Genomic DNA, 20,292 nt, shown 5'->3' with positions numbered 1-20,292 from the left:
TTGTAATAGGTAGAAATTAGGCTTTGACTATCATGGTCAAAGCCTTTTGCTGCTGTCCGTTTGCGGCGGCGATACGATCAAGGCGCATTCCGGTTGGTCTACTGGAAGCGGCGCGCGGGACATGACGATCAGGCCGGTATCGAAATGAACCCGGAAGAAGGTCAGGGTGCTGGATTCATAGTTGGCGCAAAACAGATGGCGTTCATCTGGAAACATACAGATATCCGTCGGACGCTCTCCGCTGATCGGCAAAACGCTCATCTGCCGTAGCAGACCTGTCTCCTGATCCCGTTCAAAAATACCAAGGCTGTGATCGCCTGTGTTGGTGCAAAGCAGCCGGCTGGCGTCTTTTGCAAAGGTCATCATGGTAGCGGCGCTGTAGTCGTTAAATTTTTTCCCCAATGTAGAAACGACCTGAATCTGTTCAAATATCGGCTGTTTTCCAGAACCGTCGTAAGAGTAAACAGCGATTTTGTTGCTTAACTCTTTCATAACATAGAGGTATTTTCCGTCCGGGGAAAACAGCAGGAAGCAGGGCGCGGCCTGAAGGTGGCAGCGAATGACGTCGGCTTCCGTTAATTCGCCGGTTTTCCGCTGGAATCGATATATTTTGATCTGATCCATACCGGAATCCGCGACGCAAAGATACTTTTCATCTGGAGTCAGCACCGCGCAGCGGACATGGGGCTGAAAATTTCTTTCCGCGATGCTGCCAAGACCTTTGTGGAAAATACCGTCGGCAATGGAGCCGACAGAGCCGTCTTCGTTGATATGCAAAACGGTAATTTTTCCATCAAAAGAACCGGACACAAAGAGGAAACGGTTATCCGCCGTTGTCGAGAGATGACAGCCGCGCATACCACGGATGGCGGCGGTGTTGAGCCGCCGCAGATTTCCGTCCGGGAGGATGCGAAAGGAGGCGATTCCCTTGTCCGTAGTCGCGTACAGATACCTTTGATCCGGCGAAGTGATCAGATACGTCGCGTTGCTGACTTCCACTTCTCCCCGCTTTTTTAAATCTCCACGCTCTACATCTACATCAAAAATGGTTAGGCCTTTTCCGGAATTGGTATCCGTGTAAGAACCAACATAGGCAGTATAAAATTGGCTCATAAAGACTCCTTTGTATGTTTGTCAATTTATCCTATTATATCATCACTTTTATGTTTTGTTAAGATTCCGGAGAAAAAGTATTGACAGAAAGTAGGGGTTACGATAATATGAAACTTGCGGTTTAGAACTACTAAACTTTGTGTTTAGCTTTTGCTGTTTTATTAAGCGGCGAATGGAAAGTGGGTGAGTAGATGGAAATCGGGCCGAAAATCAAAGAACTTCGGGTAAAGATGGGACTGACGCAGGAAGAATTGGCGGACCGGGCGGAGCTGTCAAAGGGTTTTATTTCCCAGGTGGAACGGGATTTGACATCCCCGTCGATTGCGACTCTGACAGATATTCTTCAGTGTCTGGGAACCAGCCTCAAGGACTTTTTTGACGATTCCGTGGAGGAGCAAATCGTATTCCAGAAAGCGGATTTTTTTGAAAAAAAGGACTGTGAGCTAAAAAACCGGGTAGAGTGGATCATTCCCAACGCGCAGAAAAACGAGATGGAGCCGATCCTGCTTACCTTAGAGCCGGGAGGAACGACATATCCGGACAATCCTCACGAAGGGGAAGAATTTGGCTATGTGATGCAGGGATCTGTGACGATACACCTAGGGAAGCGCACTTATAAGGCGAAAAAAGGAGAAGCTTTTTACTACAAGCCGGATCAGACCCACTATCTGGCTTCCGCATCTGGCGCAGTGATTGTCTGGGTCAGCACACCGCCTAGCTTTTAAAGAATATTGGAACCGTCTACACAGGAGGAGAGCAGGGATGCGTTCATTGATTGAATTGGTAAAGATATCGAAAAGTTTTGATGGAACAAAGGTATTGGATGAACTGGACCTTTCGGTGCAGGAAAATGAGTTCATTACCCTTTTAGGCCCCTCTGGCTGTGGAAAGACCACAACGCTCCGGATTATCGGGGGCTTTGAAAAACCGGATGAAGGCCAGGTTTTGTTTGAGGGAAAGGATATTGCGGCAGTGCCTCCCAATAAAAGGCCGCTGAATACGGTGTTTCAGAAATATGCCTTGTTCCCCCATATGAACATCGAGGAAAATATTGCTTTTGGTTTAAAAATAAGCGGAAAAAGTAAAACTTATATCCAGGATAAAACGAAATATGCGTTAAAGCTTGTGAACCTGGATGGATATGAGAAGAGAAGCGTGGCGTCCCTTTCCGGAGGACAGCAGCAGCGGATCGCCATTGCCAGGGCTATTGTCAACGAGCCTCGCGTTCTTCTCTTGGATGAACCCTTGGGGGCGCTGGATTTAAAGCTGCGCCAGGATATGCAGTATGAGCTGATTCGATTAAAGAACGAATTGGGAATTACCTTTATCTATGTGACCCACGACCAGGAGGAAGCCCTGACCATGTCGGATAAGGTGGTAGTGATGAATCAGGGCTATATTCAGCAGATGGGAACGCCGGAAGAAATTTATAATGAACCGGAAAATGCCTTTGTGGCGGATTTTATCGGCGACAGCAATATTTTGGACGGCGTGATGCGGGAGGACCGGCTGGTGGAAATCCTAGGTCATCGATTTGTCTGTGTGGATGAAGGTTTTGGGCGTAACCGGCCGGTGGACGTGGTGATTCGCCCGGAGGATATTGTACTGCGGGAGCCGGGCCAAGGGATTTTGGACGGCGTGGTATCTCATCTGATTTTTAAAGGCGTTCACTATGAGATGGAAGTACAGGCAGGCGGATTTGAGTGGTTGATTCAGAGTACGGGGTGTTATCCCGTCGGAACGCCGGTCAGTATATGGGTCGATCCTTTTAACATTCAGATCATGAATAAACCAGAATCAGAAGATGAGGAGGCGATAGGCGTCGATGAGTAGGAAATTACTGGCAGGGCCTTATTTGCTGTGGATGATCTGTTGTACGGTGGTTCCTTTGGGGATGATTGTTTATTACGGGCTGACGGACCGAAGCGGCGCGTTTACGCTGGCAAATCTTTCTTCGATCACGGTGCCCGCCCATGCAAAGGCTTTGGGATTGGCGCTGCTGTTAGCAGTGATCAGTACGTTGATTTGCCTGATTCTGGCCTATCCCTTGGGGCTGATTTTACGAAAAAGCGGCCTGGGGCAAAAAGGATTTGTGGTGTTTTTATTTATCCTTCCCATGTGGATGAACTTTCTCTTACGGACCATGGCATGGCAGACGATTTTGGAAAAACATGGAGTGATCAACAATCTGTTCTCGTTTCTTGGTCTTCCAAATATGCGTCTGATCAATACGCCTGCGGCCATTGTGATGGGCATGGTCTATGATTTTCTGCCTTTTATGGTGCTTCCCATCTACAATGTACTGATGAAAATTGACGACAGTGTGGTGGAAGCGGCGCGGGATCTGGGCGCAAGCAACCGGCAGATTTTATTCCAAATTTTAATTCCTTTAAGCGTTCCCGGCATTGTCAGCGGGATTACCATGGTATTTATTCCATCGCTTACCACCTTTGTGATCCCGAATATGCTGGGCGGAGGAAAAGTTCTTTTAATTGGAAATATTATCGATCAGGAATTTACCGTGGGTTCCAACTGGCATTTGGGTTCGGGGTTGTCTTTGGTCATGATGGTCTTTATCTTGATTAGTATGTTGGTGCTGGCAAAATTTGATAAAAGCGGGGAGGGGAACGCATTCTGATGAAACGGATAGGGGAGCGTTGCTATTTAGGCGCAATCTGCATTTTCCTGTACGCGCCGATCTTTACTTTGATGGTACTTTCTTTTAATGAAAGCAAGTCCATGGCAAAATGGGGCGGTTTTTCCCTGCGCTGGTACCTGGAAATGTTTCAGGATGAGGCGATTCGGGACGCGATCGTAAATACGCTGGTTATCGCTTTGATTTCTGCCGTGGCAGCGACTATTTTGGGGACTTTAGCCTGCATTGGCATTCAGAAGATGAAGAGCAGCCATCGGACGATGATTTTAATGTTGAATAATATTCCCATGGTCAACTCCGATATTGTAACCGGCATTTCCCTGATGCTGATTTTTGTGGCTTTTGGTATTTCTCTAAATCGAAACACGGTTCTGATTGCCCACATTACTTTTTGTATTCCGTATGTGGTATTGAGCGTATTGCCGAAGATGAAACAGGCGGGAAAAACGACTTATGAAGCTGCTTTGGATTTAGGTGCGAATCCGGTTCAAGCGTTCTTAAAAGTAGTGCTGCCGGAAATCCGTCCAGGGATTGTCTCCGGATTTTTGATGGCGTTTACCATGTCGGTGGACGACTTTATCATTACCCACTTTACCAGAGGCGCTGGGGTCAATACGCTGTCAACGTTGATTTACAGCCAAGTCAAGGTGGGAATCCGTCCGTCGATCTATGCTCTGTCGACGGTGGTATTTGCTACGGTTTTGATTTTGTTAATCATAGCGAACTTTCTGCCGGATTACCGAGAGAAACGGTCGAAAAAGGCAGAGAGTTGAGGAGGCGGACGTGAGAAAGAAGATGGGAATATTTCTGGCCGTTTTGATGCTGGGGTTATTGGCCGGCTGCGGTTCGGCCGCGGAATCCACCGGTGGTGAGAATGGTCAAGTTTATGTGTTTAATTATGGGGATTATATTGATCCGGAAGTGATGGACCTGTTTGAGGAGGAGACAGGAATTGAGGTCGTCTATGATACTTACGACACCAACGAAGAAATGTATCCGGTGATCGAGTCCGGCTCCGTGCGCTATGACGTGGTCTGTCCTTCCGACTATATGATTGAGAAGATGATTCAAAACGATCTGCTGGCGGAGATTGACTACGCCAATGTACCAAACTTTGTGAATATCAGCGACACCTGCCGGAATTTTTCCGCCAGTTTTGATCCAGGCAACCGATATTCGGTTCCCTACAATTGGGGAACCGTTGGCATCCTGTATAATACGGAGATGATACCAGAGGGGACCATTACCAGCTGGGCGGATTTGTGGGATGCGGCCTATCTGGATGAAATTTTGATGCAGGACAGCCTGCGGGATATCTACATGATCGCCTTCAAACGGATGGGACTTTCCTGCAATACCGTCGAAGAAGAAAAATTGGCCGAGGCAACGGAACTTCTGGTGGAGCAAAAGCCATTGGTCTATAAATATGTCAATGACTCGGCAAGGGATTTTTTGATCGGGGAGTCGGCGGCCATCGGAGTGATCTATTCCGGCGAGGTGCTGTACTGTCAGGATGAGAATGAGAATCTTAAATACGTCGTTCCGGAAGAGGGATCGAATGTTTGGCTGGATTCCTGGGTGATTCCGAAAAATTGCAGGAACAAGGAGAATGCGGAAGCGTGGATCAATTTTATGTGCCGCGGCGAGATTGGGATGATGACGTACGAGTATCTGACCTATCCGACGCCGAATACGGAAACCATGAAATGGATGAGCGAAGAAGAGCTGGAAAATGAAGCATTGTTTCCGCCGGAGGACGTATTGGAGCGGTGCGAGGTCTATCACTACCTGGGGGAAGAGATGGACGAACTTTATAATAGCTATTGGAAAGATTTTAAATCGCGGTAAAGGGCAGGAAAGGAGCGCTATGGTAAGTGAAGATTATGCTACCCGCGCCATTCGGGACATGGTACGAGTGTTAGCAAAAATGGTGTTAAACGAAGAAGTCGTTTCGGAGCCAAGCGAGGATTCCCCGGAGGATCAGTTATACCGGAAGCTGCTGGCTTTGGCCGATGCGGGAGAGATCAACGAAGCGGAGAATCTGCTTTCGGAAGAACTGGATACGGAAAATTTGGAACATTTCCGGCTGGCGATGGCGTTTTATCTGCATCTGAACGAGATGGAAGAAGATTTTCTCGACGAGCATGATTACAGCAAGGAAGAGATCGCGGACGGTGTCCGAAGCGTAGGAGAAAACTTTGGGTACCGCTACGACTTTGAATTGCTGGTTTAAGTGTGTATACCCGGCAATAGTCTGCATCATTCCATATTATTTTTTACGCCCCGGCATTCGCCGGGGCGTATTTTCGTTTTTTGGTTTAAGCCATATTTTTGATCGCCGTGGCCAGCATCAGCTTGATTCGGTTCAGCTGATTGACCTCGCTGGCTCCCGGATCGTAGTCTACGGCAATGATGTTGGAATCCGGGAAGCTGTGCCGCAGCTCTTTGATGACGCCTTTTCCTACCACATGATTGGGCAGGCAGGCGAAGGGCTGGGTACAAACAATATTTTTCGCGCCGCTGTGGATCAGTTCAATCATTTCGCCGGTCAAGAACCATCCTTCACCGGACTGATTTCCGATGGATACAAAGGGTTCCGCATACTCGGCCAGCTGCTGAATCTTGGCGGGCGGCGTAAACCGTTTGCTGGCCTTAAAGGCATCGGCCGCCGGTTTGCGCAGATATTCCAGACAACGAATGCCCAGCAGACCTGTGTAAGCGGAAGATTTCTTCCCTCCCAGGTAGCGAGCCTTAAAGTCCCCGTCGTAGAAACAGTAAGACAGAAAATCCATCAAGTCGGGCATCACAGCTTCCGCGCCTTCCCGTTCCAAAAGGTCGACCAGATAGTTATTGGCGAGAGGAAGGAACTTTACTAAGATTTCTCCGACGATGCCGACCCGCGGCTTTTTCATATCCTCGTGGATGGGGAATGTATCGAATTCCCGAATGATGTTCCGGATATTTTTCTTAAATTCCCGCATCCCCCAGCCGCCGCTTGTGAGGGAACGAATGCAAATCTGTTTCCACTTTTCATGGAGGGCGTTGGCGGAGCCGGGTTCTTTCTCATAAGGGCGGACTCGGTAAAGCACCCGCATGAACACGTCGCCATAAATGATGGCCTGCATGGCCCGCACCACCATAGCGGGTGAATAGTGAAATCCGGAGTTGGTCTCCATGCCGTTCACATTCAGGGAGATGACCGGAATGTGTGCCAAACCGGCTTTCTCCAATGCCCGGCGGATAAAGGCCAGATAATTCGAGGCACGGCAGCCTCCGCCGGTCTGCGTCATGATGATGGCCAGTTTGTTCGTATCGTATTTGCCGGATAAGATCGCGTTCATCAATTGGCCCACTACGATCAGAGAGGGGAAGCAGGCGTCGTTATTGACATATTTCAGCCCCGTATCGATGGCGGCCCGATTTCCGTTGTCCGGAATGACGACGTGATAGCCAAATTGATTCAGGGCCGGCTGCAGCAGGTCAAAATGGATCGGCGACATCTGCGGGCAGAGGATGGTGTAGCCATCTTTTTGCATTTGCTCGGTAAACTCCGCACGCTGATAGGCAGAGCTGATGATTTTCCGTTCCACCGGGTGTTCCGTGCGGATCCGCAGGGCGGAGAGCAGAGAACGAATTCGGATTCTGGCCGAGCCCAGATTGTTGACTTCGTCGATTTTCAGCACCGTATAGATCTTTCCGGAGTGGGTCAAAATATCGCTGACCTGATCCGTGGTAACTGCGTCGAGGCCGCAGCCAAAGGAATTTAGCTGAATCAAATCCAGATCGTCGCGCCCCTTTACATATTGGGCCGCCGCATACAGCCTGGAATGATACATCCACTGGTCGTTGACGATGAGCGGCCGCTCTGGTTCCGCCAAGTGGGAGATGGAGTCTTCCGTCAGCACGGCGATGCCGTAGGAGGCAATCATCTCCGGAATTCCGTGATTGATTTCCGGATCAATATGATAAGGCCGTCCGGCCAGAACGATACCGTGACGTTTGTTTTCTTTTATCCACGCGAGGACCCGTTCTCCCTCTTTTTGCAGATCGTCCTTCGCCTTGATCAGCTCCGTCCAGGCTGCGTGGCCTGCCTTTCTTACTTCCGCCGCGGGGATATCAAATTCTTCTTTACAGATCGCTTCCAGGCGGCTTACCGCTGTTTTTTCATCCGTAAAAGCCATGAACGGGTGAATAAAACGAACTTGATCGCTCTTGATTCCTTCTACGTTGTTTTTGATATTCTCCGGGTAGGAGATCACGATCGGGCAGTTATAGTGGTTTTGAGGTCCTTTTCTCTCCAAACGTTCATAAAAAATCGAAGGATAGAAGATGGTCGAGATCCCCTGATCCAAGAGCCACTGGATATGGCCGTGGCTGATTTTTGCCGGATAGCACTCGGATTCACTGGGTATCGATTCCATTCCCAGCTCATAAACCTTCCGGCTGGAGATAGGAGAGAGCACCACGGAAAAGCCCAGCTCCCGGAAAAATACAGCCCAGAACGGAAAGTTTTCGTACATATTTAAAACGCGCGGAATCCCAATGACGCCGCGGGGCGCGTTTTCCTTTGGAAGCGGCTCATAGCCGAAAATCCGGTTGTTTTTGTATTCAAACAGATTCGGAACCTTTTCCGAAGCGCGCTCTTTTCCCAGTCCCTTTTCACAGCGGTTTCCTGTGATGTAGCTGCGCCCGCCGGGAAAACGGTTGATGGTCAGCAGGCAGTGGTTGGTGCAGCCCTTGCAGCGGGTCAGGGAGGTGGTAAAGCTTAACTCTAGGATTTCATCCACAGGCAGCATCTGGGTTTCTCTCCCGGCTCCCCGTTCTCTGGCGATCAGGGCTGCGCCGAACGCTCCCATAATGCCAGCGATATCCGGGCGGACCGCCTGGCAACCGGAAATTTTTTCAAAGCTGCGGAGTACCGCGTCATTGTAAAAGGTACCGCCCTGTACCACCACATTTTCCCCTAGGTCTTTGGGGTCGGTGATCTTGATTACTTTAAACAAAGCGTTTTTAATAACGGAATAAGCCAAACCGGCGGAGATATCGGAGACCGGAGCGCCTTCTTTCTGGGCCTGCTTTACGTTGGAATTCATAAATACCGTACAGCGGGTGCCAAGATCGATGGGGTTTTTGGCAAATAACGCTTCTTTTGCAAAGTTCTCCACGGTATAATCCAGGGAATTGGCAAAGTTTTCGATAAAAGAACCGCAGCCAGAAGAGCAGGCTTCGTTCAGCAGAATCGTATCAATAGTTTTATTTTTGATTTTGATACATTTCATATCCTGACCGCCGATGTCCAGGATGCAGTCTACATTGGGATTAAAGAACGCAGCCGCATAATAATGGGCGACCGTTTCGACCTCCCCTTCATCTAACATCAGGGCGGACTTTAACAGAGCCTCCCCGTAACCGGTGGAACAGGAATAGGCAATTTTCGCATCCGACGGAAGCTGTTCCTTGATCTCTTCCATGGCGCGGATCGTCGTGGTCAAAGGACTTCCGTTGTTGTTGCTGTAAAAAGAGTAGAGCAGGGTTCCGTCCTCGCCAACCAGAGCCAATTTTGTGGTGGTGGACCCTGCGTCGATTCCCAGATAGCAGTTGCCATGGTAGTCTCGGAGATCCCCGCGGTTGACCCGGTGCTTTTCATGGCGGGCGAGAAAATCCTGATATGCTTTTTCATCGGAAAATAAGGGCTCCATCCGCTTGACCTCGAAATCCATCTGAATCCCGGTAGTCAGGCGATGAATCAACTCGTCGATCGCAACCTCGGCGTCCTGGCTGTTCATGGCCGCGCCGATAGCGGCAAAGAGATGGGAGTGGTCAGGGGCGATCACTTGCTCGTCGGTCAGGTGCAGCGTGCGGATAAAAGCGGACCGCAGCTCCGAGAGAAAATGAAGCGGGCCGCCGAGAAAGGCTACGTGGCCGCGGATCGGTTTGCCGCAGGCCAAGCCGCTGATGGTCTGATTCACTACCGCCTGAAAGATGGAAGCGGACAGGTCTTCCCTGGTAGCCCCTTCATTGATGAGAGGCTGAATATCGCTTTTGGCAAACACGCCGCAGCGGGCGGCGATGGGATAGATAGCTTTATAATTTTTCGCGTATTCGTTGAGTCCGGACGCATCCGTCTGCAGCAAGGCGGCCATCTGATCGATAAAAGAGCCGGTGCCTCCAGCGCAGATACCGTTCATCCTTTGGTCTACACCGCCGGTAAAATAGATGATTTTGGCGTCTTCGCCGCCAAGCTCGATGGCAACGTCGGTCTGCGGGGCATAGTCCTGAAGGGAAGCGGCAACGGACACCACTTCCTGTACAAATGGAACGTTTAAATGTTTGGATAAGGTCAATCCGCCGCTGCCGGTAATCACCGGGTGCAGAGCGATGGAGCCAAGAGTCGATTGGGCACGTTTGAGCAATTCTGCTAAAGTCTCTTGTATATGTGCCAGATGGCGTTCATAGTCGGAAAATAGTACTTTATGTTCTTGGTCCAGAACCGCGATTTTTACCGTTGTGGACCCAATATCAATACCTAAAGAATACTTGGGGGTCATAATCATCCTCCTCACTTCTCACCATAATACGTTATATCCTTTTTTCCTCAAAAATACAAGTTAAAATTCCTAAAGGAAATATTAAAATCCGCAAAACCGGACAAGGGGCGGCGCTTCCGGATAAAAGGGTTAAATTTTGGTAAAATGGCAGGGAAAGATTTGACAAAAACAGAAAATCCACCTATAATATAGTGTAATTTTTGTATGGATAGGGTATCTCTATTGTATAGATTAGGAAGAGAACGGCCCTCAGGGGCGCATTTGTGTTAAGAAATGACATTTTCCATCCATAAGTGCCTGCAGAGAAGGCAAAGAAAGAGGATTGTATGAATTTTATTGATAAATTGGAACGGAAGTTTGGCCGTTTTGCGGTGCGTAATCTGATGATTTATCTGATCGCTATGCAAGCCGTTGGGTTTGTGCTGAATCTGACAAATCCTACTTTTTATATTGAATGGTTAAGTCTAAATCCTTATGCTATTTTACACGGCCAGATCTGGCGTCTGGTGACTTTTCTGATTTTTCCATCCAGCAGCGATCCGTTCTTACTTGTGATCGGCGCGATCTGCTTCCTGTCGATTGGACGGCTTTTAGAGCAGATGTGGGGAACCTTCCGATTGAATTTGTATCTGTTGGTCGGAATTGTAGCCATTATCATCGGTGCGTTTTTGATCTATCCTTTTTACGGACCTTTTCTGTCGATTTACGCGGCGGCATCGGCCTCCTTGGATCTCTACAGCACGTTGATTTTAGCGATTGCCCTGATGTTGCCGGACGTACAGTTTATGCTGTTTTTCGTGATTCCCGTGAAGGCGAAGTGGCTGGGGATTTTTTATGGGGTCATTGTAGCTTACGACTTTATTAAGAGCAGTTGGCCGGGCCGTATTATGGTTTTTATGACCGTGTTGAATTTCCTTTTGTTTTTCTTTCTGTACCGAAAGCCGGTTCAACGGGCAAAGCAGGTCAAGCGTAAAGTGGTCTATCAGCATAAGGTTCATCAGGCGTCCTCCGGCCCTCGTCACCGCTGCGCGGTCTGCGGCCGGACCGAATTGGATGATCCGTCGCTGGAATTCCGTTTTTGTTCTAAATGTGAGGGGAATTATGAATATTGCCAGGACCATCTCTATACTCATAAACATGTGACAAAGGGAGACGGTCAGGCATGAAGAAAAAGACGAAGATTATCTGCACCATGGGACCAAATACGGAAGATCGGGCGGTGATGCGCCGCTTAATCGAAGAGGGGATGGATGTCGCCCGCTTCAACTTTTCCCACGGTACCCATGAGGAGCATAAAGCGAAACTGGAACAGTTAAAAGCGCTTCGGGAGGAGATGGGAATCCCTGTCGCGGCTCTTTTGGATACCAAGGGGCCGGAGATTCGGACCGGGCTTTTGGAAGACGGAAAGCCAGTGACGCTTACCGCTGGCAGTGAATTTACTTTAACGACAAAATCGATGGTAGGAAATGGGAATATCGGCCATATTACCTATCCGGGACTTCCAGCGGATGTGGAGCCTGGAAATGCGATTTTAATTGACGATGGTTTGATTCAGCTGGTTGTGAAAGAAACCACCGATACGGATATTATTTGTACGGTACGAAACGGCGGCGTATTGGGACAGCAAAAAGGCGTCAATGTGCCTGGCGTCAAAGTGCGCCTCCCGGATATTACCGAACAGGATCAGGATGATATTGCATTTGGAATCGAGCAGGGCTTTGATTTCATTGCGGCATCCTTTGTGAGAAATGCCAACTGTATCCGCTCTATCCGGCGGATTTTAAATGCCTTCGATTCCAAGATTCAGATTATTGCAAAGATTGAGAATCGAGAAGGCGTGGACAATATCGACGAAATTCTGGATGTCTGCGACGGCGTCATGGTAGCCAGAGGAGATATGGGTGTGGAGATCCCGCCGGAAGAAGTTCCTTACATACAGAAGAAAATCATCCGAAAATGCAATGAGGCATCAAAGCCGGTGATCACTGCGACCCAGATGTTGGATTCCATGATGCGAAATCCTAGGCCGACCCGTGCCGAGGTGGCGGACGTCGCCAATGCGATCTATGACGGAACCGATGTGATCATGCTGTCCGGGGAAACCGCCGTGGGGAAATACCCAGTAGAAGCGGTACAGATGATGGCGCAGATTGCCCGAACTACAGAGGAGCATCTGGATCACGACGCATACCGGCAGCGGAAGCTGAGCCGCCATAAGGCCAGCGTAACCAATGTGGTATGCTATTCGTCTGTCTCAGCGGCGACCCAGCTGGAAACAAAGGTGATTCTGGCGCCGACAATGTCCGGTTATACAGCGAGGATGCTTTCGAAATGGCGTCCGGCTGTGACGATTCTGGGGATGACGCCCAACGATCGGGTGCTTCGCCAGCTCCAGCTTCTCTGGGGCGTCAAACCGGTCAGGATTCAGTGGGAGAGCTCGACGGAGGACTTGATTCCCGCATGTTTGCGGGAGGCACGGGAGTACGGATATGTTTCATCCGGCGAACGTGTGGTGGTAACCGCCGGCGTAGTCAACGAGCCGAAGGAACAGATCCGTGGTGTCGGCTCCACCAATATGATGCGGATTCTAGAAGTTGACTAAGGAGTAAGAGGCAAGAGAATCATGAAAAAAGCAACATTTGTGACAAAGGAACAGCTGGAGGGGATTGTTTCCCAGTATCCGACGCCCTTTCATCTCTACGATGAGAAGGGCATTCGAGAGAATGCCAGACGGGTAAAACAGGCGTTTTCCTGGAATCCCGGCTATCGGGAGTATTTTGCCGTAAAGGCCAACGCCAATCCGGCGATTTTGCAGATTTTAAAAGAAGAGGGCTGCGGCTGCGACTGTTCTTCTTTTACAGAATTGATGCTTTCCAAGGCTTGCGGGATTACCGGCGAGCATATTATGTTTTCTTCCAATGATACGCCGGCGGAAGAGTTTCAGTATGCGAGAGCATTGGGCGCGATTGTGAATTTGGACGATATCACGCATATTGATTTCCTGGAAAAGCACGGCGGAATTCCGGAGACCATCAGCTGCCGGTATAACCCAGGCGGCGTTTTCGAGTTTGGCAATGGAATTATGGACAATCCAGGCGACGCCAAATATGGAATGACCACGGAGCAGATGTTCGAGGCTTACCGGATTTTGAAGCAAAAGGGAGCGAAGCGGTTTGGTATCCACGCGTTTTTAGCCAGCAATACGGTTTCCAATGATTACTATCCGACGTTGGCAAAGCAGCTCTTTGAGCTGGCGGTCCGCCTGGAAAAAGAAACCGGCGCGGATATCGCCTTTATTAACCTGTCTGGCGGCGTGGGAATTCCTTATCGCCCGGATCAGGAAGCCAATGATATTTTGGCCATTGGGGAAGGCGTTCGCAAAGTGTATGAGGAAGTCCTAGTTCCCGCCGGCATGGGGGATGTGGCGATCTATACGGAGATGGGCCGGTTTATGTTGGGGCCTTACGGCTGTCTGGTAACCCGCGCCGTTCATGAAAAACACACCTATAAAGAGTATATTGGCTGCGATGCCTGCGCTGCTCATCTGATGCGTCCGGCGATTTACGGCGCTTACCATCACATCACCGTGATGGGAAAAGAGGACAAGCCTTGCGATCATAAGTACGATATCACAGGGTCTCTCTGCGAGAACAATGATAAATTTGCGGTAGACCGGATGCTGCCGGAGATCGAAAAAGGCGATCTTCTGGTGATCCACGACGCCGGAGCCCACGGATTTTCTATGGGGTATAACTATAATGGAAAACTGCGTTCCGCCGAGATCCTTTTGCAGGAGGACGGCAGCGCAAAGCTGATCCGCCGGGCGGAGACTCCCCAGGATCTTTTTGCCACCTTGGATGTGAGCGGAGTGGAGATCCCTTACGAGGACGCGGAACGTTATCCAAATAGTTGACAAAGACTACAGATGAAAGTATAATAAGAGCAGGTAAGATCTGTAAAGCGAAAGCTCGAAGATGGATTCCATTTTCGAGCTTTCCGCTTCTTATGCAGGCGGGAAATTCCGCTTTGCAAGTTTCTTTGTTGTTCGATGGAGATTACTTCTTTTTCTCTTCCTTTTTTCTATAATTTCAGTTGACAATTTCCCGAAAGTATATTACTATAAATAAGGGACGAACATTAGTTCGTGATGGAGGATGCTATGATCAGCGAAGAAAAGTTAAAAGCGTTAACGGACGCGATGGAGAAAATTGAGAAAACCTTTGGCAAAGGTTCTGTGATGAAATTGGGAGATGAGAATTCCCATATGAATGTACAGGTGATTCCGACAGGGTCCCTGAGCCTGGATTTGGCTCTTGGCGTCGGCGGACTGCCCAGGGGACGCGTGATCGAGATCTATGGACCGGAATCCAGCGGTAAAACGACCGTTGCGCTTCGGATGATTGCGGAAGCACAGAAACGGGACGGCATCGCCGGCTTCATCGACGCGGAGCATGCGTTAGATCCTGCTTACGCAAAAAAGATCGGCGTGGATATTGATAATCTGTATATTTCTCAGCCGGATAACGGGGAACAAGCGTTGGAGATCGCAGAGGCGATGGTTCGTTCCGGCGCTCTGGACATCATCGTCATTGACTCCGTGGCTGCCTTAGTTCCGAAGGCGGAGATCGACGGAGAAATGGGAGACATGCAGGTCGGCTTGCAGGCCAGATTGATGTCAAAGGCTTTGCGGAAGTTGACCGCTGTGATTTCTAAGTTTAACTGTATTGTGATTTTTATCAATCAGCTTCGTGAAAAGGTCGGAATTTCCTACGGAAATCCGGAAGTGACCACCGGCGGACGCGCTTTGAAGTTTTATTCTTCCGTCCGTATGGAAGTACGCCGCGGAGAGGCGTTAAAGCAAGGCGGAGAGCTGGTCGGAAACCGCGCCAAAATCAAGGTGGTAAAGAATAAAGTAGCGCCGCCGTTTCGGGAGACAGAGGTGGATATCATCTTTGGAGAGGGACTTTCCAGCGAAGGCGATATTTTAGATCTTGCGGCAAAGGTCGGCATTGTAGATAAGAGCGGTTCTTGGTATGCCTATAATGGGGAAAAGATGGGCCAGGGACGGGAAGCGGCTAAGAAATTTTTGAAGGACAACCCTTCTGTGATGGATGAGATCGAGGCGAAAGTGCGGGCTCATTATGCAAAAAAAGACGAGCCGGAGAAAGAAGATCAGGACGCTGTAAAATTGCCTACGGAAGAGTAATATATCATTTTATTATAGCGTTGGAAAAAGCAGCAGGGTATAGAACTCTGCTGCTTTTTTCAATGCGATAGAAGGCTGCCAACGGCAGCCTTCTATCGTTATTCTATTTTGCTTTATCCTTCGTTGTCGTTCTGTGGCAGATCGGGAAACAGAATTCGAAGATAATCCCGTCTGCCATAGAGAACACGGTCAATGTATAATCCTGCCCGTTCGCGCGGTAGAAAATCACGTAATTTGCACTGGTGAGAAAACGATAATCGCTTTCTATATCTGTTATAGAAGATAGTGAAACGCCGATTTCTGAAAAATCTTCCAGTTTGTCAACGGTGTCCATAATTTTGTTTACGGTGCTTTCTGCGGCTAGCGGATTGCATAACTCAAAGGAAATATACGCCCAGATTTCATCAAGGTCGTTTTGGGCTTCTGGGGAGTAGTGGATACTATTCTTCATTCGCCTTTGCCCGGAAATGTGCTCTCACATCCTCGGATGAAAGCCATCCCTTTTCCTCCCCTGACTTTTTTCCTTTTGCAAGTTCTTCCATAAGTTTCAGGGACGCCCGCGTTTTTTCATAATCCTGTATGTCAATGATTGCATAACGTCCACGTCCGTTTTTGGTAAGAAAGACGGGGGCACCGACCGATACATCGCGGAGCACATCACTGTAATTTCTTAAATCAGAGATTGGTTTGATATTAGGCATACTCATATTCTCCTTTTCTACTCTTAGTATATCCTGATTTAATGTAAAATTCAACGCTATATTTTACAACAATATTTTAACCTAAAATGAAATTTTAGGTGTCCTGAGTAAGCGCAAGATTCTACTTGACAGGCACTGAAAAAAAGATTAAAATTTATATGTTGTATTCGTATTTCATGCAGAATTTTTTGCTGATTCGGTAGAAAATTTGGCAATATGTACAATGAAAATTAAATAAGGAGGTGCTCCTGTGACAGAAATCATCATTCCTGTGCTGATTACTCTGGTCATTGCGGCTCCTGTTTCCTGGTTTCTGGCAATTTCCTATCGGAAGGGCGTCTATGAAAAAAAGATTGGCGCGGCGGAGGAAAAGTCTAGAGAGATCATTGATGAGGCACTGAAAGTTGCTGAGACAAAGAAACGGGAAGCTCTTCTCGAAGCGAAAGAGGAGTCTTTAAAGACCAAAAACGACTTGGAAAAAGAATGCAGGGAACGTCGGGCCGAACTGCAGCGGCTGGAGCGCCGTCTTCAGAACAAGGAAGAAAATTTGGACAAGAAGACGGAGGCTTTGGAACGAAGAGAGAGTAGTTATGCGGCAAAGGAAGAAAACCTGAACAAGAAAAACGCGGAAGTAGACGCGTTGCTTGAGAAGGAAAAGCTGGAATTGGAGCGAATTTCTGGACTTACCTCCGAACAAGCAAAGACCTACCTGTTACAAACTGTTGAAGAAGATGTAAAACATGACACGGCAAAAATGATTAAGGAGATGGAAGCGAGAGCCAAAGAAGAGGCGAACAAGAAGGCGCGGGAATATGTTGTGACCGCGATTCAGAAATGTTCTGCGGATCATGTGGCTGAGACGACCATTTCTGTGGTACAACTCCCCAGCGATGAGATGAAAGGAAGGATCATCGGTCGTGAGGGACGGAACATCCGCACTTTGGAAACGCTGACTGGCGTAGATTTGATTATTGACGATACGCCGGAAGCGGTTATTCTTTCCGGTTTTGATCCGATGCGGAGAGAGATCGCGAAGATTGCCCTGGAGAAGTTGATTCTGGATGGCCGGATTCACCCGGCAAGAATCGAAGAGATGGTGGAAAAAGCGCAAAAAGAAGTGGAGACGATGATTCGGGAAGAAGGTGAAGCCGCGACTTTGGAAGTAGGTATTCACGGTATTCATCCGGAATTAGTTCGTCTGCTCGGCAAGATGCGTTTCCGCACCAGCTATGGACAAAACGCATTAAAGCATTCCATTGAGGTTGCACACCTTTCCGGACTTTTGGCCGGAGAGATGGGATTGGATATTCGACTGGCAAAACGTGCCGGCTTACTTCATGATATTGGAAAAAGCCTCGATCACGAGATGGAGGGATCCCATATTCAAATCGGCGCAGACCTGTGTAAGAAGTATAAGGAATCCGCTGTTGTTATCAATGCAGTGGAATCTCACCACGGGGATGTAGAGCCGACTAGTCTGATCGCGTGTATCGTACAGGCGGCAGATACGATTTCTGCGGCTAGACCTGGCGCGAGACGCGAGACATTAGAAACATACACCAACAGATTGAAACAGTTAGAAGAAATTACCAACTCCTTTAAGGGAGTGGAAAAGTCCTTTGCAATTCAGGCAGGTAGAGAAGTTCGTATTATGGTTATTCCGGATCAGGTCAGCGACGACGATATGGTTTTGCTTGCGAGAAATATCTCCAAGCAGATCGAATCCGAGTTGGAATATCCTGGTCAGATCAAAGTCAATGTTATCCGCGAGTCTCGCGTGACAGATTACGCAAAATAGAGACGAGTATTCAAAGAAAAATGGTTGGATTTTTTGTAGGCATATTGCCTATAGAAAATCCAACCATTTTTTTATTCTATAGGAAATTTCGCTGAAAATTCCTTACGGGATTTGTTGATTGCGCTTTCTGTATTCGGAAGGGGTGCAGCCAATCCGCTTGATAAAGAGATTCGTAAAGTGGGTTGGGTTTTCGTAACCTACCAATTCTGAAATCTCAGATACCGACAAATCTGATTTGAGCAGGTATTCGGTAGAGAGCGTAATGCGTGAATAGATGATGTAGTTAATGGGCGATATGTGATAGGCATTGCAGAAGATACGGCTCAAATGAGACGGGCTGACATGAAAGTGTTGGGCCAGAGATTCCAGGGTTATCTTCTCGGAAGAATGTTCGGAAATGTAATTTAGGATATCGCTGGCTGAAAAATGTTCATCTAACCGTACCGTCATGGCCTCGTTGGTCAATAGCTCTTGAGCCAGATGAAAGAGGCCAAGACAGATGGACTGGAAGGGCTTGTCTACAATGCCCCCATTGGTCTGGTGGAGATGGAAAAGCAGCTGAAACGTACTTTTCATAAAAGGAAGGTAATTGATACCGGATGTTACCGCACAGTCTGGACGAAAAAGAGAGGACAAAGAAGTCGGATCTCCTGGATTGGTACGGAAACGCAGCGTGTAATACTGCATCGTTTCATCTCCGGAGGCCGAAAAGTGGTGCATGAGATTTTTCGGGATCAGGATGATGGAGCCTGTCTCTACGGGAAGAGTCAAAGTATTGACATAGATCATACCGGAACCCTGCATGACGAAGGCCAGTTCATAAGAGTCTTCATGGGCATGCCAGGGATAGGACCAGGCCGGAAGATTGTCTACATAAGACATGTGAATAATTTCGAAGAACGGGGGTTCCTTATAAGGATTGTCTTTTTCTGATTTATAATCATAAATCCACATAAGAGGTTACTCCTTTTTCTGTTATAGGAAGATCTTGGGACCATGTTGAGAGATTATCACATAAAAGATCTGTCAATTGAAGGTACAAAGATAGTATATCGCAACAATGCTTTTTGGGCAACCTGACAAAATATTTTGCACAAATGAGAAGATACTATGGTTCAAGGATGGAAAGCGCTGAAAATCCCTCCCAAATAGAGCAAAAAGTGAGTAAGATTTTTATGCAGATTGAGAGAATGCCTTGTTGTTTTCCATAACATCGTATGATATCTTCAATTGACAAGGGGTGTATGCTCTTGTTCATGGAAGGTAAGACAAGAAATACAAAAGCAACGAGGAGAAATAGGAGGCTTTTATGAAACTGAGAGGAAAACCATTTCCCGGATATGAAAACCATTACATGTCTTATATGTCCGGTGAGGATGAGGAACTGAAGGCTGCGAGAGAAGCGCAAAGTAAGGATTTGTTCGGCTATACCCTCCCGGAAGGTATGACGATGGAGGATCGAATGATTCCAGGCCCTGATGAAGGGCAGGAACTGCGCGTTCGGATTTTTACTCCAGCAAACATGAAAAAGCCAGCACCGATGATGCTGGAAATTCATGGCGGCGGCTGGGTCGGAGGAAGCATCGATATCGATAATTACCGCTGTATTGCGTTCGCGGAAAAGGTTCCCTGCATTGTGGTGTGTGTGGATTATCGGCTGTCCAATCGGGAAGTCTGTTATCCAAAACCGCTTCTGGACTGCTATACGGCCTATATGTGGATGCACGATCATGCGGACGAGTTAGGCGGCGACGGCAGCCGGATTGCCCTTCATGGAACCAGCGCTGGGGGAAATCTTTGCGCTGGACTGGCGATGTATCTGAGAGATCAGGACGGCCCTGCGCCGGCTCTGTGCATCTTAAATTGCGCGCCGCTGACAATGGATTTTACAGAAGATCACAGCTATCATCAGTGGTATGAGCTGCGTATGGACGGTCGGGGGACTTACGCGAGAGGAGCGGAAGCCACTTATGACGGAAGCAATTTGAACCAGGTACTCCCGCCCAAATATGCGTTCCCAGGCCATGCTGCGGACGTACAGGGGCTTTGCCCTCACTTTATTTTGGCGGCGGAGTATGATACTCTGCGGGACAGCAGCGTAAAATATGGGATACGTCTCTTAAACGCTGGTATTCCCTGCGAAATGTTTGTGGCTCCCAGAGTGTGCCATGGTTTTACCACCGTCCACAATGCTTATACCGATCAGATTCATGATTTGATGGCGACCTCTCTAAAGAGAGAGTTTGGATTGCTATAAAAAGGAAAATGTG

The 20,292-nt window shown here is 48.4% G+C and carries 17 protein-coding genes; 12 read left to right on the top strand and 5 right to left on the bottom strand.

The features are described from left to right. Positions 1–36: 36 nt before the first annotated feature. A complete protein-coding gene (locus ACCC71_RS09485; RefSeq protein ID WP_434309386.1) occupies positions 37–1,113 on the bottom strand; it encodes a lactonase family protein in 1,077 nt (358 codons plus the stop codon). A gap of 191 nt (positions 1,114–1,304) precedes the next feature. Here ACCC71_RS09485 and ACCC71_RS09480 point away from each other — a divergent pair, with 191 nt between their 5' ends. Genes ACCC71_RS09480 through ACCC71_RS09455 form a run of 6 tightly spaced genes read left to right on the top strand, consistent with a single transcriptional unit; the run spans position 1,305 to position 6,002 of the window. Then, entirely contained in the window at positions 1,305–1,838 is a 534-nt protein-coding gene (locus ACCC71_RS09480) for a cupin domain-containing protein (protein ID WP_434309385.1), read from the top strand. 37 nt (positions 1,839–1,875) lie between these two features. Then, complete coding sequence (locus ACCC71_RS09475) at positions 1,876–2,946, top strand: ABC transporter ATP-binding protein (protein WP_434309384.1); 1,071 nt, start codon at positions 1,876–1,878, stop codon at positions 2,944–2,946. Then, positions 2,939–3,751, top strand: coding sequence for an ABC transporter permease (locus ACCC71_RS09470; protein WP_434309383.1), 813 nt, complete (start codon positions 2,939–2,941; stop codon positions 3,749–3,751). Before ACCC71_RS09475 ends, ACCC71_RS09470 begins: the two co-directional genes overlap by 8 nt. Further along, a complete protein-coding gene (locus tag ACCC71_RS09465) occupies positions 3,751–4,542 on the top strand; it encodes an ABC transporter permease (RefSeq protein WP_434309382.1) in 792 nt (263 codons plus the stop codon). Before ACCC71_RS09470 ends, ACCC71_RS09465 begins: the two co-directional genes overlap by 1 nt. 10 nt (positions 4,543–4,552) lie before the next feature. After that, positions 4,553–5,617: an ABC transporter substrate-binding protein gene (locus ACCC71_RS09460; RefSeq protein WP_434309381.1), complete on the top strand. Its 1,065-nt coding sequence runs from the start codon at positions 4,553–4,555 to the stop codon at positions 5,615–5,617. Between the two features lie 19 nt (positions 5,618–5,636). Then, positions 5,637–6,002 carry a DUF6483 family protein gene (locus ACCC71_RS09455; RefSeq protein ID WP_434309380.1) on the top strand — a complete coding sequence of 122 codons (366 nt, stop codon included), beginning with the start codon at positions 5,637–5,639 and terminating at the stop codon, positions 6,000–6,002. 85 nt (positions 6,003–6,087) lie between these two features. On the opposite strand, the gene ACCC71_RS09450 is transcribed toward ACCC71_RS09455, so the two are convergent. Beyond that, the gene (locus ACCC71_RS09450; RefSeq protein WP_434309379.1) at positions 6,088–10,317 is read right to left on the bottom strand and encodes an acyl-CoA dehydratase activase-related protein; all 4,230 of its coding nucleotides are present in this window, start codon (positions 10,315–10,317) and stop codon (positions 6,088–6,090) included. 326 nt (positions 10,318–10,643) lie between these two features. Here ACCC71_RS09450 and ACCC71_RS09445 point away from each other — a divergent pair, with 326 nt between their 5' ends. The 4 genes from ACCC71_RS09445 (at position 10,644) to recA (ending at position 15,523) form a co-directional block, all read left to right on the top strand. After that, a complete protein-coding gene (locus tag ACCC71_RS09445) occupies positions 10,644–11,483 on the top strand; it encodes a rhomboid family intramembrane serine protease (protein ID WP_434309378.1) in 840 nt (279 codons plus the stop codon). After that, entirely contained in the window at positions 11,480–12,919 is a 1,440-nt protein-coding gene (pyk, locus tag ACCC71_RS09440; protein ID WP_434309377.1) for a pyruvate kinase, read from the top strand. The genes ACCC71_RS09445 and pyk overlap by 4 nt, the downstream gene beginning before the upstream one ends. A 21-nt stretch (positions 12,920–12,940) precedes the next feature. Next, entirely contained in the window at positions 12,941–14,230 is a 1,290-nt protein-coding gene (locus ACCC71_RS09435; RefSeq protein WP_434309376.1) for a diaminopimelate decarboxylase, read from the top strand. Between the two features lie 246 nt (positions 14,231–14,476). Beyond that, positions 14,477–15,523, top strand: coding sequence for a recombinase RecA (gene recA, locus ACCC71_RS09430; protein WP_434309375.1), 1,047 nt, complete (start codon positions 14,477–14,479; stop codon positions 15,521–15,523). A 103-nt stretch (positions 15,524–15,626) separates the two neighbouring features. On the opposite strand, the gene ACCC71_RS09425 is transcribed toward recA, so the two are convergent. Continuing rightward, positions 15,627–15,974, bottom strand: a complete 348-nt coding sequence (locus ACCC71_RS09425; protein WP_434309374.1) for a type II toxin-antitoxin system RelE/ParE family toxin — start codon at positions 15,972–15,974, stop codon at positions 15,627–15,629. After that, positions 15,964–16,224: a type II toxin-antitoxin system prevent-host-death family antitoxin gene (locus ACCC71_RS09420; RefSeq protein ID WP_434309373.1), complete on the bottom strand. Its 261-nt coding sequence runs from the start codon at positions 16,222–16,224 to the stop codon at positions 15,964–15,966. The genes ACCC71_RS09425 and ACCC71_RS09420 overlap by 11 nt, the downstream gene beginning before the upstream one ends. 250 nt (positions 16,225–16,474) lie before the next feature. Between ACCC71_RS09420 and rny the strand changes: the two genes are divergently transcribed. Next, a complete protein-coding gene (rny, locus tag ACCC71_RS09415; protein ID WP_434309372.1) occupies positions 16,475–18,022 on the top strand; it encodes a ribonuclease Y in 1,548 nt (515 codons plus the stop codon). A 102-nt stretch (positions 18,023–18,124) separates the two neighbouring features. Here the strand turns inward: rny and ACCC71_RS09410 are convergent, their stop codons facing one another. Further along, positions 18,125–18,976: a helix-turn-helix domain-containing protein gene (locus ACCC71_RS09410; RefSeq protein WP_434309371.1), complete on the bottom strand. Its 852-nt coding sequence runs from the start codon at positions 18,974–18,976 to the stop codon at positions 18,125–18,127. Between the two features lie 355 nt (positions 18,977–19,331). On the opposite strand from ACCC71_RS09410, the gene ACCC71_RS09405 reads away from it, so the two are divergent. Then, the gene (locus ACCC71_RS09405; protein WP_434309370.1) at positions 19,332–20,279 is read left to right on the top strand and encodes an alpha/beta hydrolase; all 948 of its coding nucleotides are present in this window, start codon (positions 19,332–19,334) and stop codon (positions 20,277–20,279) included. Positions 20,280–20,292 lie beyond the last annotated feature (13 nt).

The sequence above is a fragment of the Hominifimenecus sp. rT4P-3 genome, assembly GCF_051055405.1.
Classification (GTDB): Bacteria; Bacillota; Clostridia; order Lachnospirales; family Lachnospiraceae; genus Pseudolachnospira.
The sequence above is the reverse complement of the archived record's forward strand: the minus strand, read 5'-3'. Positions and strand labels throughout refer to the sequence as shown.

What these genes read in the sequence shown, in the direction of transcription:
- ACCC71_RS09435 (WP_434309376.1), top strand. Translation starts at nt 12,941, where the DNA reads ATGAAAAAAGCAACATTTGTGACAAAGGAACAGCTGGAGGGGATTGTT.
- ACCC71_RS09405 (WP_434309370.1), top strand. Translation starts at nt 19,332, where the DNA reads ATGAAACTGAGAGGAAAACCATTTCCCGGATATGAAAACCATTACATG.
- ACCC71_RS09450 (WP_434309379.1), bottom strand. Translation starts at nt 10,317, where the DNA reads ATGACCCCCAAGTATTCTTTAGGTATTGATATTGGGTCCACAACGGTA.
- ACCC71_RS09465 (WP_434309382.1), top strand. Translation starts at nt 3,751, where the DNA reads ATGAAACGGATAGGGGAGCGTTGCTATTTAGGCGCAATCTGCATTTTC.
- recA (WP_434309375.1), top strand. Translation starts at nt 14,477, where the DNA reads ATGATCAGCGAAGAAAAGTTAAAAGCGTTAACGGACGCGATGGAGAAA.
- ACCC71_RS09485 (WP_434309386.1), bottom strand. Translation starts at nt 1,113, where the DNA reads ATGAGCCAATTTTATACTGCCTATGTTGGTTCTTACACGGATACCAAT.
- ACCC71_RS09470 (WP_434309383.1), top strand. Translation starts at nt 2,939, where the DNA reads ATGAGTAGGAAATTACTGGCAGGGCCTTATTTGCTGTGGATGATCTGT.
- ACCC71_RS09425 (WP_434309374.1), bottom strand. Translation starts at nt 15,974, where the DNA reads ATGAAGAATAGTATCCACTACTCCCCAGAAGCCCAAAACGACCTTGAT.
- ACCC71_RS09445 (WP_434309378.1), top strand. Translation starts at nt 10,644, where the DNA reads ATGAATTTTATTGATAAATTGGAACGGAAGTTTGGCCGTTTTGCGGTG.
- ACCC71_RS09455 (WP_434309380.1), top strand. Translation starts at nt 5,637, where the DNA reads ATGGTAAGTGAAGATTATGCTACCCGCGCCATTCGGGACATGGTACGA.
- ACCC71_RS09480 (WP_434309385.1), top strand. Translation starts at nt 1,305, where the DNA reads ATGGAAATCGGGCCGAAAATCAAAGAACTTCGGGTAAAGATGGGACTG.
- ACCC71_RS09420 (WP_434309373.1), bottom strand. Translation starts at nt 16,224, where the DNA reads ATGCCTAATATCAAACCAATCTCTGATTTAAGAAATTACAGTGATGTG.
- ACCC71_RS09410 (WP_434309371.1), bottom strand. Translation starts at nt 18,976, where the DNA reads ATGTGGATTTATGATTATAAATCAGAAAAAGACAATCCTTATAAGGAA.
- pyk (WP_434309377.1), top strand. Translation starts at nt 11,480, where the DNA reads ATGAAGAAAAAGACGAAGATTATCTGCACCATGGGACCAAATACGGAA.
- ACCC71_RS09475 (WP_434309384.1), top strand. Translation starts at nt 1,876, where the DNA reads ATGCGTTCATTGATTGAATTGGTAAAGATATCGAAAAGTTTTGATGGA.